Origin of the sequence: Acidithrix ferrooxidans, from assembly GCF_000949295.1 — a bacterium.
GTDB classification, from domain to species: domain Bacteria; phylum Actinomycetota; class Acidimicrobiia; order Acidimicrobiales; family Acidimicrobiaceae; genus Acidithrix; species Acidithrix ferrooxidans.
On record NZ_JXYS01000155.1, the window covers coordinates 1 to 15,681 of the forward strand.

12 protein-coding genes and 3 pseudogenes are annotated in these 15,681 nt (G+C 46.1%); 8 read left to right on the plus strand and 7 right to left on the minus strand.

Annotation, left to right across the window (positions count from 1 at the left end; genetic code table 11):
- Window positions 1–262, plus strand: a pseudogene (locus AXFE_RS20240) (IS1634 family transposase); the annotation flags it as partial.
- A gap of 308 nt (window positions 263–570) precedes the next feature.
- Here AXFE_RS20240 and AXFE_RS17795 read toward each other — a convergent pair.
- On the minus strand, window positions 571–1,425 hold the full coding sequence (locus AXFE_RS17795) for an IS1380 family transposase (RefSeq protein ID WP_052607227.1): 855 nt from the start codon (window positions 1,423–1,425) through the stop codon (window positions 571–573).
- 284 nt (window positions 1,426–1,709) lie between these two features.
- On the opposite strand from AXFE_RS17795, the gene AXFE_RS17800 reads away from it, so the two are divergent.
- The 5 genes from AXFE_RS17800 (at window position 1,710) to AXFE_RS17820 (ending at window position 6,920) form a co-directional block, all read left to right on the plus strand.
- Window positions 1,710–2,765 (plus strand): lysylphosphatidylglycerol synthase transmembrane domain-containing protein, encoded by a 1,056-nt coding sequence (locus AXFE_RS17800; RefSeq protein ID WP_160291937.1) that lies wholly within the window; start codon window positions 1,710–1,712, stop codon window positions 2,763–2,765.
- Window positions 2,755–3,195: a hypothetical protein gene (locus AXFE_RS17805; protein ID WP_052607229.1), complete on the plus strand. Its 441-nt coding sequence runs from the start codon at window positions 2,755–2,757 to the stop codon at window positions 3,193–3,195. The genes AXFE_RS17800 and AXFE_RS17805 overlap by 11 nt, the downstream gene beginning before the upstream one ends.
- A gap of 427 nt (window positions 3,196–3,622) precedes the next feature.
- On the plus strand, window positions 3,623–6,202 hold the full coding sequence (locus AXFE_RS17810; RefSeq protein WP_052607230.1) for a penicillin acylase family protein: 2,580 nt from the start codon (window positions 3,623–3,625) through the stop codon (window positions 6,200–6,202).
- A 34-nt stretch (window positions 6,203–6,236) separates the two neighbouring features.
- Window positions 6,237–6,647 (plus strand): hypothetical protein, encoded by a 411-nt coding sequence (locus tag AXFE_RS17815; RefSeq protein ID WP_052607231.1) that lies wholly within the window; start codon window positions 6,237–6,239, stop codon window positions 6,645–6,647.
- Window positions 6,648–6,734: 87 nt separating this feature from the next.
- Window positions 6,735–6,920: a hypothetical protein gene (locus tag AXFE_RS17820; RefSeq protein WP_052607232.1), complete on the plus strand. Its 186-nt coding sequence runs from the start codon at window positions 6,735–6,737 to the stop codon at window positions 6,918–6,920.
- A gap of 25 nt (window positions 6,921–6,945) precedes the next feature.
- Here the strand turns inward: AXFE_RS17820 and AXFE_RS17825 are convergent, their stop codons facing one another.
- Window positions 6,946–7,806, minus strand: a complete 861-nt coding sequence (locus tag AXFE_RS17825; RefSeq protein ID WP_082058893.1) for an HDOD domain-containing protein — start codon at window positions 7,804–7,806, stop codon at window positions 6,946–6,948.
- 1,810 nt (window positions 7,807–9,616) lie between these two features.
- Here AXFE_RS17825 and AXFE_RS17830 point away from each other — a divergent pair.
- On the plus strand, window positions 9,617–10,762 hold the full coding sequence (locus AXFE_RS17830; protein WP_407071699.1) for an EAL and HDOD domain-containing protein: 1,146 nt from the start codon (window positions 9,617–9,619) through the stop codon (window positions 10,760–10,762).
- Between the two features lie 125 nt (window positions 10,763–10,887).
- On the opposite strand, the gene AXFE_RS17835 is transcribed toward AXFE_RS17830, so the two are convergent.
- The 5 genes and pseudogenes from AXFE_RS17835 to AXFE_RS19700 all read right to left on the minus strand — a co-directional run.
- Window positions 10,888–11,589, minus strand: coding sequence for a response regulator (locus tag AXFE_RS17835; RefSeq protein WP_052607235.1), 702 nt, complete (start codon window positions 11,587–11,589; stop codon window positions 10,888–10,890).
- Window positions 11,528–12,742, minus strand: a complete 1,215-nt coding sequence (locus tag AXFE_RS17840) for a sensor histidine kinase (protein ID WP_052607236.1) — start codon at window positions 12,740–12,742, stop codon at window positions 11,528–11,530. The genes AXFE_RS17835 and AXFE_RS17840 overlap by 62 nt, the downstream gene beginning before the upstream one ends.
- Before the next feature lie 11 nt (window positions 12,743–12,753).
- Window positions 12,754–13,527, minus strand: a complete 774-nt coding sequence (locus AXFE_RS17845) for an ABC-2 transporter permease (RefSeq protein ID WP_052607237.1) — start codon at window positions 13,525–13,527, stop codon at window positions 12,754–12,756.
- A gap of 16 nt (window positions 13,528–13,543) precedes the next feature.
- A complete protein-coding gene (locus AXFE_RS17850) occupies window positions 13,544–14,452 on the minus strand; it encodes an ABC transporter ATP-binding protein (RefSeq protein WP_052607238.1) in 909 nt (302 codons plus the stop codon).
- A 611-nt stretch (window positions 14,453–15,063) separates the two neighbouring features.
- Window positions 15,064–15,171 (minus strand): annotated as a pseudogene (locus AXFE_RS19700) (IS1595-like element ISAxf1 family transposase); the annotation flags it as partial.
- Window positions 15,172–15,262: 91 nt separating this feature from the next.
- Here AXFE_RS19700 and AXFE_RS19705 point away from each other — a divergent pair.
- Window positions 15,263–15,681, plus strand: a pseudogene (locus AXFE_RS19705) (IS1595-like element ISAxf1 family transposase); the annotation flags it as partial.

Genomic DNA, 15,681 nt, shown 5'->3' on the forward strand with positions numbered 1-15,681 from the left:
TTTCATCTCAGTACTTGCCTATCACCTCCTTAGTGCTATTGAGCTGACCTTAAGGCAAAATAACGATAAGAGAAGATGGTCAACCATCAAAGAGCAACTCAACAGTCACCGCCGAGCCACCATAGTTCTTACATCAGATAAAGGCGTTGTCTATCACATCCGCACTAGTGGTGTTTCTGAGCCGGTTCACAAAGAGATCTACCGTCTCTTAGGAGTTAGTGATCCCCTTAAACGGATAAAGACGATTGCGACGCATTTGTAGTGTCCCAACCTAAAACCACATACTCAACTAGCTGGGAGAATAGGTTGATTTTCGGAAAGATGGGTTAGCGTTCATGCATCTGGATGGAACATGATTCCATCCCGAACCTCCTTTGAGATCCTTGATGACTAGTTCGATCTGGGTATGTGCTCGGTGATCAGCCTCAAGAAAGAGCGTTTCGCCTTGTCGATCGGTAATAAATGCGTGATAGTCATAGTCTCTAAATAGTGCCAGCTGAGACCCTGGAGTAGGCTTTGTTCTTCCTACGATAAGACGAACGTCTTGTCTATCTCTTGCAAATGCGCAATTTACTGTATTTGACGGTATTTCACTTCTGCTACATCAGCTCCACCTTCAAGCCAGTAGGGAATTGAAGTCCATGTTTCTTCTGGTATGGCTGCAATAACCTGCTTCAATCGTTTTGACATCCGTGTTGTAATGCAAATGCGAACATCACCCGCACTAGCTGCGTCTCTAACGGCTCTTGAGTAGAACCCAGAGTCAAAACGCATGGTTATTTCACCAGTTGCTCCGGCGGCTCTGGCATTGTTGATTACCTGAGTTACAAATTCTCCGGCACCACGAGCGGTATTGGCATTGCCTTCACGTGTCACTATTCCAAGAATGTCACCTGTTTTACCAACTGCTGCTACTAGTGGGTGATACCCCCTTACTTTGGTATAACCAAAGTAAGCTCCTTCTTTTTTGTTTCCATATACCTGACATATTGTGGAATCAACATCAATGGTGAGCGGCTCATCACCTGGACCTGCTCCAGCTAGCCAGGCTCGTTTTAGCAACAAAGCTGCAACTCGTTCAACATCTGCGATGTCACTGGTCTCAAAACTACGCAAGAAGACACCAAGAGTGGATGGTGCTGGCATTATCTGACCAAGGATAACTTGTGCATTTGGGCTTCGAAGGATTGCAGTGTCATCAATGCAATCACCACCGGCCAAAATAGATGCGACGATAGCCATAGCTTTTCTGCCAACATTTGCTCGTCCAGGACGATCCTCTAGGTCAATGTGTAAATCAAAGAGATCCCTAAGGCCAAGTCTCTCAGCAAGGGTGATAGGGAGTATTAACCCACTGTTGGAAACTGCGTTCGAATCGTCAAAGGTGACTATCAAACGGTCTAAACTACTAGCAGATGCTCGCATCTAAAAGGTGCTCCTTAAACTGATAGATTTGAATTGTCTTTAAACATCATTCTACCAGTTCAGAGCACCTTTTCTATGCCAAAATCAAAGTCGATCGGCTAAATTTTCGGTGGATCCAGGTTTAGTTAATACTTGGTCGTTACAATGGCTATATTGCCAAAGTAACTAAGCTCCATTAGCGCAGTAGCCTTGAGACTTTGCCTCTGGTGGTCTCTTTAGAGAGTGATGAATTGCATTCCTTGAAGACAAATAATTCGGCGCGATCATCCAATGGGATTCGTGGTTTGAAGTCGAATCGTCGAGCTCGACGGATTCTTGGTTCGGCCTTTGCCATTGGGGTTTTGGCCTTTGGTGTCTATGTAATCAGTGGGCAGTCTGGCGAACTTGGGGGCTCTCTCGAGCTGATTGAGTCTGCGCAGTGGCCATATATAGTTCTAGCGATCTTCGCAGAAGGTGCTTCCGTGCTGGCCTTTGGCATCTTTACGATTTTGCTTTTACGAACCCGTCTTTTACGAACTGGCTTTTTCCATCCTGTAGCGATCTCGATAGCTACGACCACCATCAACAATTGCGTTCCTGGAGGCACGGCCTTTTCTTCGATCTACAGTTTTCGTGAATATCGCCAAATGGGGGCCGATTCGATCTTCGATAGTTGGGTGATAATCTCCACCAATCTTCTTTCAGGCGCTGGATTGGCTGTTCTTGCTTTGATCGGAGTCTTTGATTCGATTAGAAGTTCGGAGTTCTTGGATCTCATTTTGGTAATTCCTGGAGTGTTGGTCGTAATGGTTGGCCTCTCTTGGCTGATATCTTCACCCTCGATTTTGATAAAGATAATTAGACCATCTCTGGCGTTGACATACAGACTTATTCGCCTACCAAGAGGAGGCATAGGGGAAGTAGATGCGCTCTGTCAATCCTTTCAAGAGACGCGGCCAACGCTGAGACGAGTCTTACTGGCGACATTTGTTGCAACCTTGAATTGGGTGTTTGATGCGAGTGTTCTCGTGCTTGCATACTATGCCATCAATCAATCGATTCCCTGGCGAGGCTTGCTTCTCGCCTACGGTGCAGGACAGCTGGCAGCGAATTTGCCGATTACACCGGGCGGACTAGGAGTGGTGGAGGGGAGTCTTTCCATAGCGCTAGTCGCCTATGGGGGCGCTCAAGAGTCGGCGGTAGCAGCGGTTTTGATCTATCGCTTGATAAGCTTTTGGATGACGATTCCAATTGGCTGGGGCGCATACCTTTGGACTTCCTTTGCACGGCGGCGAAGTTCAACTCCAATAGCTGAATCTTTGCCCGTTGAAATTTTAAATGGTGATCTAAATGAGAGTTAGATTTCAAGTTGGCTCTAAGGCGCGGCTCTTTGGAGCGGCAAGTTTACTTTCTTTAGCTTTGCTTTTGTCATCCTGTGGGGGTGCATCGGCTGGGTTGGGCACGTCTTCTGCATCGTGTTTTGTGGCGTTACCGGCCTCATTTCAGGTGGCGGGTAAAAATGCGCACCTCTTAGGGGTCAAACTTCTCCCATACAATATCGTGAGGCGGTTTGAGAAAAGTCTTGGCAAGGGTGCAGGATCTCACGTCTGCGTTGTTGCTTTTCAACTTCCAGATGCAAATTCGAAGTTCTCTATAGTAAAGGAGAAAGATCGAGTTCTTGGAAATTTCGAAATCGTAATCTATACCTTGGCGCAATCTAAAGTTCTAGCTATCCGACATCCAAAGTCGCTTCCTTATAAGTTTGCCCATTCATTTTCGTTTCTAATTTAACGCTCATATGCCCGGTTGAAGGTATGACGGCAATTGGCTAGAACTGAGCACTCCTAGATATGGTGACTATTGATTAGGTATCTGTCGTGAGTTAAAAGCGCCTAGCAAATTAGTTGACCTTAGGGCTTTAAAGTTTTTAACTCTCGTTTTTGTATCAATGGGCCATAATGGGCTGGGCCTATGATTTGGCTTAGCCATGTGGGTGCTTGGCCCCGAATTGACTGATTGAGTTGTCAACCACCTCTTTAAAATCTAATTCTGGGGGCAACGGGCCAGCAAAAGTATGGTATGTTCATGCAGTGGATCGATTTGATTACGCCTTGGTGTGAAGTGGTCGTTCGAACCACAAGGGATTGAGAATTTCCTTTGGGGTAGATCTTTGAAAGAGTGCCGGAAGTTCTTGAATTTTTTAGGAAAGTAGTAGAATTTGTCTATAAGCAAGAATAAGGGGCGTGCTATTGCCAAGCTTATTGTGGCAACGCTAGTTCTTGTTGTAACCATATCCCTGGGAATCTCAGGTTATGGAACGGTTCCATCTCTTGGAAATACATTTAATCCTTTTCTAGGGGTTTGGACTATGGCCAATAATGCAAAACCTCCTGTTACGCAGACGCTTCGCCTCCCCGGATTGAACTCGGCCGTAACTGTAGCATTTGATGCCAACGGAGTACCCACCATAAATGCCAGTTCTGACCATGATCTCTTTGAAGCAATGGGTTATATTCATGCCCACTTTCGTCTTTTTGAGATGGATCTACTCCGCAGAGAGGCTTCGGGAACTCTGACTCAGATAGTTGGCAACAGCGCTCTGTCCAACGATGAACTTGAGCTGACCTTGGGATTGAATCGAACCGCTGCGGCTGAGTGGAAGAAGATAGGGAGCAAGTCGGTTTTGGGCAAGGATTTGCTTGCCTATGCCGCGGGGGTTAATTATCAAATTTCGCAGTTCAAGTCCAATGGCAACCTGCCTGCGCAATTTAAACTTCTTAAATACACCCCAGCAAATTGGACGCCGATCGATTCGCTCTTGATTGAAGGCGATTTGACCCAGGTTTTAGATTTCAATGTAACCTCAATCGACTATCAGTTATTAGAGAAGTCATTGGGCTACACCAAGACGATGGCGCTCTTTCCAGTGGTAGCAAACAACCCTCAGGCACCATATGACTTGGGACCATATAAGAAGGCGCCACTCTCGCCGATTACACAGGTAATTCCTGGGACTACCCCAAATTCAACAGGTCGAGCTATCGCGGCTAAGACGGTCATGAACAAACCTAAGAAGCGATCGTCGGTCAAGCTTTCAGCTACTTCTTTGAAAAATGTGGATCTATCGATTCTCAATTGGGTCAATTCGTCCCAGCCTTTACTCAAAAGCGTTGGCGGCAACTCGAATAATTGGGTTGTTGACTCTACTAAGTCGGCTAACGGACATGCGATGATCGCCGGAGATCCGCATTTGCACCAGTCTTTGCCCTCGGTTTGGTATCAGATGGTTGCATCTTCTCCCACTATTGATATCTCCGGCGTTGGAATTCCAGGTCTGCCGGGAATTTTAATTGGTCACAATAAAAATATTGCCTGGAGCTTAACCAATACCCAAAATCAAGCTACCTTTTTTTACCAAGAGGTGACATCGCCAAGTCGACCCGGTGAGTATTTATGGAAGTCCAAGTGGCGAAAGATGAATGTAATTAATTACAAGATTCCACTTAGGGGTGGTGGTTACAAGAGTTACCAAGTTCGTCTGACTGTACACGGTCCGATACTCTCAAAATTTGGCATTTCAGATTCGGTCTATTGGACGGGTGCACTTCCCTCGGGAGATCTAAGCGCCATGATTGGTGTCTGGAGATCTAGCAACTTTAGCCAATTTCGCAATTCACTCAAGACTTGGCTCGCCCCCACACAGAACTTTGCTTACGCAGATGTCCATGGGAATATAGGAATTGTGGCTCCTGGCATCTATCCTCAGGTGAAAGCGGCGAGACCTTGGCTGCCTCTCTCTGGAAATGGCTCAAACGATGTAGTGGGTACTATACCTTATTCCCAAGTTCCAATGGTCTATGATCCACCTACGCACTTTGCATTTTCGGCCAATCAGCGCGAGGTTACCTCAAAGTATCCATATTACATAGGAACCTCAGCTAACTTTTTTTCCAACGGATTTAGAGCTCGCACCATAAAGAAAGTTCTGTCAAGTACGAAAAAAGTGACGATGGCTCAAATGGAGGCACTCCAGTCGAACAATGTTGATTTACTTGCTAGCGAGATTGTGCCGCTGATTAAGGGTGCTGTTGCTTCTTCGAATCCAAGTGGCGCATTCACACTATCGCCACTCTACAAACAGTATTTGTCGAGTCTTGAGAAGTGGAATTATTCGATGGACACGACTTCTTCTGCGGCAACGATTTGGTGGTACTTCCTCCAGAATTACATGACAGATACCTTTGGAGGGTTATGGTCTCGTTCTGGAGTACCAACGGCCAAGGATCCAAATTTAGTAGTAGGAACTCCCTCGACTGCACTTGTCGAAGATATAGAGGCTGCTTCTTTACACCCTTCCTCTACGGGAATATTTAATACCTCGATTACTTCAGGTCAGAGTAGGAACAAAATCATCTTCAAAGCTTTCGTCCAGACCGTGACGCAGCTTGACAAGGCCTATGGCAGTTCTTTGTCAGCTCTCGAGTGGGGAAAGGTTCATAAACGCGAGTTCGTCTCATTGGCTCAAGTAAAGCAGTTCTCTTACGGGCCGTTCCCAGGCGCAGGTGACTCCTGGACTGTAGATGCAGCTGATGGAAACCTATTGAGCACTGCCGGTCCGAGTTGGCGAATGGTCGGCGAATTGGGAGTTAAGTTCGTTGGTATTATTCCGGGTGGTCAAAGTGAGAATCCTATATCACCGCTATATTCCAACCAGGCTTTAGCGTGGCGTCAAGGTCGTTATCTGCCAATGGTTCCAACCTCGGCGAGCTCGGCGATAGCGCTTTGGACGCTTCGATGACCACTATGTTCGCATTTTATTGGAAGGTAGTTCAATGATTGATCCATCCAGAGTCCAGAAAAAGTCATCAAAGCTGCAATATCTGATTGTCGGAACTTTGACGGCAGTGATGGTTCTTATATCAATCTCAGGCCTTTGGGGGCTGACAATAGTGCTGGGCCTGATCTTTGGGTTGGTCAAGCTACGTCGTGGATATCGCTATCTGATCTACGCATCGACAGTCTCATTTCTTTTGGAGATGCTCTTTAAGGCTTTGATGGGGCTTGACGTTATTGGCAACGCAAGGGCAGTAGCTGAACTTGTTGGGTTAGGCTCCTTGTTTATTATTCCTTTTGTTATCTCTATTTTGGTTGGGGTGATCTTCGTTTCGGCTGGGTACTTTTTTGGCCACTCGATTAGGGCCTTTTTTTTAGAGGTAACCCGCTGGAGCTTCTTGCAGCGATAAATATTTTTTCAATTGCTTGTGTAGTTCCAAAGAAATTCACAGGCTTTGGAGATATGATAATTTTTATTCAATAGATAAGGAGCAAAGATGCGAATCGCTAAATTTGCCGGAATTGGTGCGGCTGCACTAGTAGCTATATTGGCTATAAATTGGGTACTTCATCTCATGACATCGCTATTTTTTGGCTTTGTACTGGTGGTTGTAGTGGTTGGCGCTGGATTTTTTGTCTCAAAGACGAGAAGAGGATCTTCTAAGGGGTCCAGAAACATTTAATATTTTTGCAATGCTTGCCATCAGGCTAAATTACCAAAAGTCCTAATGTGGTGTCAGAGATGCCTAGTGTCTCGATAGCCTTAGTTCTTGCTTCAATTGCAAAGTCAAGGGCGTCATTTATATCCATACCCATCGGAAGCAATAGATCCGATGGCATTGCCTCAGGGCTCATGGTCCGAAGGCTAGACAGCCTGGCCCCTCCGGCCACGCTCCTTGAGAGTGGATCGGTCGCGATTTGAAAATCACGATGGTGAGCGATCGCTGCTATTACGTCAGGCGAAAAGTGGAGGCGTTTCATCAGTTCTGCTGCTAAATGGCAGTGGTCTATGCCGAAGAGTTCTATCTCCATTGACTTTATCTTTTGTATGGTTCGGGCGCTTGCGGTGTTTTTGCATTCTGATAGGATAACTTCGTATCCGCTTGGATCGATGTGGGCCATGACGATCTCTCCCGCATTGTGGAGCAGTCCAGCGCTGAATGCACTTGTAGAGTCCTCTCGATAGCGTCTAGCGAGGTTAGAAGATCCATAAGCTACGCTCAAAGCATTAGACCAGTCTGACCATTTTAGAGGTGCTACGTGGTCAACGATGGTCATTGCCGACAAGGCTTCCAGCGTGGATAGCCCCAGGCGACAGATGGCAGTCGGAAGGTGATTGGTGGCGTTGGCTCTTTTGTAGTGCGGAGAGTTCGCCATCGAAATTAGTTGTCTCGAAAACGAAGGGTCTTCCTCGATAGCCGAAGCTATTTCACCGACCGAGATATCAGTGTCTAGGAGCAGTTCAAGCACGGCTGCCCCAGTGCTTTCACTGGAAGTAACGTTGTCAAATTGATCGATTAGTTCATCGAGTGATGGCGGCACATCGAACTCCTTGTTGGGTTGCTTCAAATTTTTCCTATGATCTAATCGTCATCCAAGCGTCTTCAAATTAATTTTTTTTGACTCTTTTGTCAGCATTTATGGGCCATCGACCGATGATGATGGTACGCTCGGGTCAATAACATTTTGACTGTTTGTCTAAATCGAACAGCGCTCCCTTCGAGAGTCTGTTACAGGATGGTTTCTGCAGTAGCAAATTACCAAAGCTGGCCCGTATCGATTGCGAATTTGTTATTTTTGTTCCTGCTAGATGAAGGTAACGGGTAGTTGAGCAGGGCCTATTTGGAAGATTGCTGTGCTTTGGCACGAGCTTTCGGGCGAAAGTGTATTTGAGTGTTGTTTGACTCCCGGCATCGCCATCTCGCTTGCTGAGCGCAAAGACAACTTGGGCAGATTTTAAGATCGGTGATTTTCGCATTGATTAGCTCAAGGTGACTTGTTCTAGAGAATCTACTTTGATGAAAAGATTTTTTATTCGAAAAGCGCCATCTATTCAATCGAGCACCAGATAGATGCGTGCCTGGAACTCGTTTTTTTAAGAAGAAAAGGGCCACCCCTTAGACGACGATAGTTAAATTGATCGAAACCCTTCATCTTTATCTGGACCCATTGGTTCGCATCTTTGGGGTTGGCTGTTTAGCACCGGTTGACCCCGACTCGCCGTGATTATCGATCGATGGTTTTTGCTATGCTCGGCAGTTGCCAAAAAGTGTTTATTTATAAGATTATGCCTACACTTATGACCGATTGGTCGGTTAGAGATGGCCCTGATTGAGGAGATTTTATCGATTTCTACATAGGAATATGTTTCATTGCGTGTATTTAGGAGGAGTTTTTCTTGCTACATTTCGCTTCAACCTAAGAACTAGTATCTAATTACTGACCTAATAATTACTTTTTAGTTTTAGGTATTTTTGCTTTTAGCAATTATCAAGATTGGTTTGCTTGTTACTATTTTCTAGATTAGTAGACATTATGGTTTGCTAGTTTATTTGGGACGGAGGCGATATTGGGTTCATAAGCCATTTGTGTTGACTTTAAATCGGTTAGATAGGTTAGCTTGTTGGCCATGGTGACGCCAGACTTTGCTGAATATCGAAATGATAATGTGCCCGTCCGGCCCCTTTTGCTATCTTGATATCTTTTTGTATGCAACGTCGGCGACGTCAAAGAGCTTTTAAACTTTCGATTTTGTGTTCAATAAAAAAAATTCATGACCGACAGCGCGCCAAATATATATGCTGCCTTTACTGTATGGTATATTTGTTCATCTTCAATGTAGCACCGCAAAATTCCCCCAAAGCCAAATTGCACGAGAATTGATTTAGAGGTTTAAGCCGCTAAGAAGTTCGACATGGGCCGATATATGACCGATCATTTTGAATCATGTCATTTGAAGATGGCTTTGAACAAATCCTTTTGAAGGCCAAGGCATTTATTATTCCGCCTAAATTTTTAGTGACTTTTATTCGGGAGTTCCGTGGATGACAAACTTTTTTTGATGTATATGGTTTTAATATCATTTATGAAACTGCTTTATTTGCCGATAAATTCACATATGGAGTTGGGTCTTCAAAGTCTCGGTAGTTCCGATGTTCGTTGTAAGAAAGTTGTATTTTTGGGATTAATTTTGGAATGCGATGAAGTTAGACCGTAAGGTTTGGTTGACAATGAACAAATGGATAGTTTTGCACATGCGCATATGGACCAGACGGCCGTGAGTAATGAATCGATACTGGCGCGTCAGCCTATATTTGATCGACTCCTTGAAGTTGTTGGGTATGAATTGTTGTTTCGGGGGAGGCTGAAAGGAAGCCCTATGGCTTCTCAAGACAAAGGGGACCTAATGACGGCTCAATTGATGGTCGATGCCTTTGTCCTGGGAATCGAACGGATTACCGGTGAGGCACTTTTGTTTCTCAACGCCGATCATCGCATCATAGCAGGGGAGGTGCCTATAGTTTTCCCCCCGGATCGTACCGTGCTCGAGATCCCTCGGACAATTCTACAAGACGATGAATTGGCTATAGCGTTACGTAGACTTTCGAACGAAGGTTTTTTACTAGCTCTAGATGATTTTGAGTGGTTCGATGGTGTAGAGAAGCTCCTGGAGGTTGTGGATTTTATTAAGGTGGATATTCAAAGGTGGAGTGATGACGAGATTACAGAGCTGATTAGGGTAGCTAAAATATTCCATATCAATACCATCGCCTTAAAGGTGGAGACCTGGGAAGAACTAGAGAGATTCACTGAAATGGGTTTTAGCTTTTTTCAAGGTTATGTCCTTTCGAGGCCCCAGCTAATTGAAGGAAGGACTCTTGCTCCAGCGAATCTTACCAATATTCGTCTAGCAGCGGAACTCAATAAACCCGCTTCGACTTTAGATGAGGTTGCGTGCATTGTCCAGAGAGATCCGGCCTTAGCCTATAGGGTTCTTCAAGGTGCGAGCGAAGGATCATTTTACGGTATGAAGCGATCGATTAGATCTCTAAATGAGGCGATTGCTTTGCTGGGCTGGAGAAGGTTGCAGACCTGGGTTACCTTGATGCTTTTGGTGGAGCCCGCGAACATACCCGATCAGCGTATTGCGACTGCGCTTATTAGAGCTCGCCTTTGCGAGCAACTAGCAATCTTCGTAGATCCAGAGCTAGCCAATGCTGCATATACAACTGGTCTGCTTTCAAGTCTCGACCTTTTGCTGGGGGTGCCGGTGCAGGAGGTCCTGGCTGGTCTGCCGATTGATCCAGAGGTTGCTTCAGCAGCTCTATTCCTTGAGGGTGATCTGGGCAAGATTTTGGCTGAGGCAGAATTTCTCCAGCTCGGATTCTTGGGCAGCGGCGAACTCGAGGATGATTTTGCTAGCCAACACAATATCCCTATCTCAAAGTTGCAACTGGTCTATTTAGATGCTGTAGAGTGGGGCGACCAGATGACGAGGGCGCTGGTCTCCTCCATTTTAGCGTGAGACGGGCAAGATCGGCGACCGCTTTGGAGATAGCGATGGTTTGGGACGAGCCTTTTGTGCCATCGAAAGTCATTCATGGAATTCAATAATCAGTTTTTATCGTTTATCGATGATCCTGCTGGTATTCATTTCTCTCCGGGACGTATGATTCCGAGTTCGTAGGCCATTACGACGGCTTGAACACGATCCCTAAGACCGAGTTTAGCTAAAAGGTGAGATACGTGACTTTTTACTGTGGTTTCAGAGACAAAAAGTCTTTCCGCAACTTCTGAATTCGACATTCCTTGCGCTAGAAGTTTTAGGACTTCCATCTCACGAGCGCTTAGACCTTCTATCGCACGATTTGCAATCACTTCATCTTGTTGGGGGACTCGGACCATTTCAAGGACCAATCGGGTTATCTCTGGAGCTAGGGCGGCATCTCCAGCAGCTACTGCTCGAACAGATCTCACTAATTCTTGGGGAGTGGCAGCCTTTAAAAGGAAGCCACTTGCACCTGCACGAAGTGCGCCTATGACGTATTCATCAAGATTGAAGGTGGTAAGAATTAGAACTTTGGTATCTTTTATTTGCCGTGTTGCCTTGAGGCCGTCCAAAATGGGCATTCTTATGTCCATGAGTGCAATATCTGGATGATATGTTTCGCACAACGATACCGCCGTGGCTCCGTCACCAGCCTCTGCGACAACCTTGATATCTTCCTGGGCCTCTAAGATCATCCTAAATCCCGACCGCATGAGGGGCTGATCGTCTGCTATGACCACTTTAATCAACTTGTTCTCCCTTTTTGGAAAGTGGAATCTGAGCTTCGACTCGAAATATTTCATCGGATGCATATCCTGCATCGAGAGAGCCGTTGAACAGGTTTACACGTTCTTTCATTCCAGCGATTCCATGGCCATCGCCCCCTAGGTGGTGGCGAAACGGTCCGTAGTTTTCTATTGTTATGGCAAGTTCCTTGCCTCGATATTCGATCTCTACAAAACCACTTACTCCGATACCGTACTTTACGATATTGGTTAGAGATTCTTGGACTACCCGGAAGACCGTTGTTCCTAGGGTCTCTGATAAATCTATCGCTTGGCCCTTTATTCGATAGTTGATCGCGTAACCGGCATCGTTCGCTCGGCTAACTAGAGCTTCTATCTCGTGTATTCCGGGTGCTGGCGAGAGAGGAAGTATTGAATTTTCTCGGTCATTTCGAAGTACATTGAGCATGCGGCGCATCTCAGACATAGCTCCTCGCCCGGTATCTGCAAGCTGATCAAGCGAATCCCTAAGTGGAGATGCAGGCGGTAGCGACTCCCTGATCGCACCTGCTTGGACTATCATTAGCGAGACGTGATGAGCTACTACATCGTGGAGGTCTCGGGCGATTCTAACCCTCTCATCATTTACAGCTTGAGCGGCTAAAAGTTCTCTTTCTCTTTCTAGCTGCGCCGATCTGTCTCGAAGTTCTTTAACGTAGGCTTGATTTGTCCCAATCCAAAGTCCAAATGATGAAACCGGAACAACAATTGAGAGTGCGGCTAAGGCGCCTCTTACCAAATAGTGACCAATACCTAGTGCTACCGAATCAATAAAATATGCCACGGTAACTACCGCAGCCATCACGATGATCTTCTTTGGTGGCTTAAGGACCGAAAAGGCGAAGATTCCAATAAGAAGTGGAATTGGATAGACCGTCTGGTATTGAGATGATCGTTCTATTACTGTAAACACTAAGACGATGGCCACCGTAAAAGTTGGCCATCGTCGAGATAGCGAAAGTAGGGCAATGCCGATCAACCCCGCCATTGAGTAGATGACTACCACAGTTTGCTTAGTGGAGGACACCGATCCAAGCTCGTGAAACATAATTGCGACGTTCACGATCATCAAAAAGGCGATCAAAGCGCCGAAAGCGATTGTCGATCGGCGCTTTCCATTCCCAATGAGGTAGGGCGATCTAGATAAGATCTTGTCGGTTGAAATTCCCATTGTTTAAGATGCTAGGCATCCATTCTGACAGTTCGCACCGCGCCTAGCCCCAGCACGACTGCTGACCATACTATAAGAACTATCACGGCTGTTATAACGCCTTCATTGATTGGAACCGAAAATGGTCCGCCTCGAGCCGAGTTGAGCGCGTGTTGAGCAACCAAAGGTAGCGCCTTCCTGGATGACCCAAGAAAAGTGATCGCTGCAATTAGTCGTTGAGCAAAGAGTACCCAAACTAACAGAACCCCAACTGTGATGGATCGTGAGAGTGTGAGGCTCGCAAAGCCGAGCGAGAGGGTGAGATAAAAGATGGTCACTGCAATTGTCACTATTGCATTCCTAAAGAAGTCACCGGCTGTTGGGTTGGGAAGATTACCGTGGAAGATAATCGTTCCAACTATACCCAAGGCGAGGGCGGCGATGAGAAATGGCAGGTAAAACAGAATTGCTCCAGCCACTCGAGCTAAATAGAGCGAAGTCCTGGATCGTCCACTTGCCACAAGATCACGAAATACCCCCGAGCTTTCGTCGCTTGATCCGGCATATGCCCCGATGATAATCGCTGCAGTCGAACCTATGAAGGTTAGAATCGTGATTAGGTTATGGAAGTTGCTGGTCCCACCAGCTGGGCCATGTGAAGTCGAGTTGTAGAGGTGTAGCCCCTCTGCGACTGCAAAGTCGACGATGACAACGCCAACCGTGAGGAGTAGAGCAGTTAAAAATTGCCCTCGGTTCCGACGAAGTTTAAGTACCTCCGAGGAGACCATCTTTCTTAGAAACCACATTTGTTTATCTTTCTTTCTAGTGAATTCCCATATTTGAGGTAATCGACAGGAACTCGTCTTCGAGAGTCTTGCGAGTCGGTGAGAATTTTTCTACTAATACGCCCGCCAATACCAGATCCGAGTTGACCTGCGATGGCTTTACCTCGGGGTTGAGCTCAAATTTCAGTTGGTTTTTCCCAACCAACTCGACGCTTGAAACATAGGAGAGGCGGGAGAGTACGCTAAGGGCACCTTCGCTGTCTCCGACCTCTATCTCAACTTCGCCCGATGGATTTCCGAACATCTCGGAGAGATTTCCCTGGCGGATGATTTGTCCTTGGTCCACGATTGAGACAGCATCACACGTCTTTTCAATCTCATCGAGTAGGTGAGAAGAGATGACAACGGTTCTACCCTCGCCAACAAATGCTCGAATCAGAAGTCTAAATTCCATTATTCCAGCAGGATCCAGGCCGTTCATTGGCTCATCTAGAATCAAGAGCTCGGGGTCAGTCAATAGGCATCGAGCAATTCCTAGACGTTGTCGCATCCCCAATGAATACGACTTAACCTTGTCTTTTGATCGTTCGCCAAGGCCGACCCGTTCGAGCGATTCCCCAATTCGCTTCTCCGCTTCGGGTCCGCGGACTGCTGCAGCGATGCGTAGGTTTTCTAGCGCGGTCATATATTCGTGGAACCGAGGTTCCTCTACGATTGCTCCAACCTTAGCAAGTGCCAGAGAGCGGTGTTCGGGGACTTTTTCGCCTAGCATCCACATCTGCCCGGATGTGGATGGCGTAAGACCAAGCAGCATCCTTATCAGAGTGGTCTTTCCTGCGCCATTGGGGCCAAGATAGCCAAAGGCGACGCCTCTAGGTATCGTAAGATCAACGGAGTTAACTGCGATCTTGTCACCATATTTTTTAGTGAGACCTTCAGTTCTCACTGCAAAGTTGTTTTCCATGTTAGATAAGTAAAGTCGCGATTTTTGATTCGACCAATGATCCAAGGGATGATTTCAGGGCTCATCCGAAAGTTGTGGTTCGATAAGTTGTGGTTCGACCAGGCTTTTCGATAGTCCTCGCTCACTCTTAGGTGACCATAGATGACCATAGATGACCATAGATGAATAGTTTGTGCCCCTAGTCAGGCATAATAACTCTGGCATCTTTGTTTACCCCAGGCTCTGGCCTATTAGATCTAAACAAGTCGATGCGAATTGGAGATGGCCAAAGAAAACAGAATCGGCCTTGTGGTATCTCCCTTCTGCAATTGGCTCTTGTTCTTGTTAGTTGGAATCGCAGTGCTAAAAGGTGGCCTACAACTTTTGGATGACAGACAAATCGTTCTTAGAGAGATCTAAATGGCGATCGGTGATTCTTGCTATCACTTCTGTCGATTTATTGTTAGTGGTGATTTAGCATGATTTTGTTTAGTTGAACATCCATGTAGTAGTTCAGAGTCAATAGAGTTGGTTTGAGGTGGTCTGAGTTGACTTCCTTCAAATCACCTAGTGATCATTTTCTCGTCTCGCCAAGGCAAAGATTATCATACTTATCAAGTTTCGTAAGCAAGAGCCATTTTGGAATCAGATTCGCGGAGTAGCGGATGTGGAGACGCAAACACACATGTATTGAGAAGTCGCTCTACCAAGGACATTTCAAAGCATACTTATCAAGTTTCGTAAGTTTCGCCTCCACCGAGACCAGATTGGAGCTAATCTTTAGTAGAACAGATGTTCGATAAAGGAGGCATGGTGGATATCTCAGGCTTTATGGTACGCTTCGCTTCAGAGGAAGCATGTGAAGATCATTTGATCAAATTGCGGTGGAAAGAGGGATTTAGATGCCCAAAGTGTGACTCTGACCAGTTTACCTTAATCAGGCCAAACCATCGAAGAAATGCAGCATCTCGAGCTCCACGTTTTTCAATGTAAATCTTGTCACCGTCAAACTAGCGTTACCTCCGGAACCATCTTCCATCGAAGCCATATCTCTTTATCCAAGTGGTTCTCCGCTATCTATCTATTGTCCAACGACAAGCGTGGTCTTTCGGCTACTACCATTGCTAAATTCGTTCAAGTATCTTATTCGACTGGCTGGTTGATGCTAAATAAGCTACGAAAAGCAATGGCTGACCGAAATGGTTTATATAAACTTGGAGGAAACGTCCAGG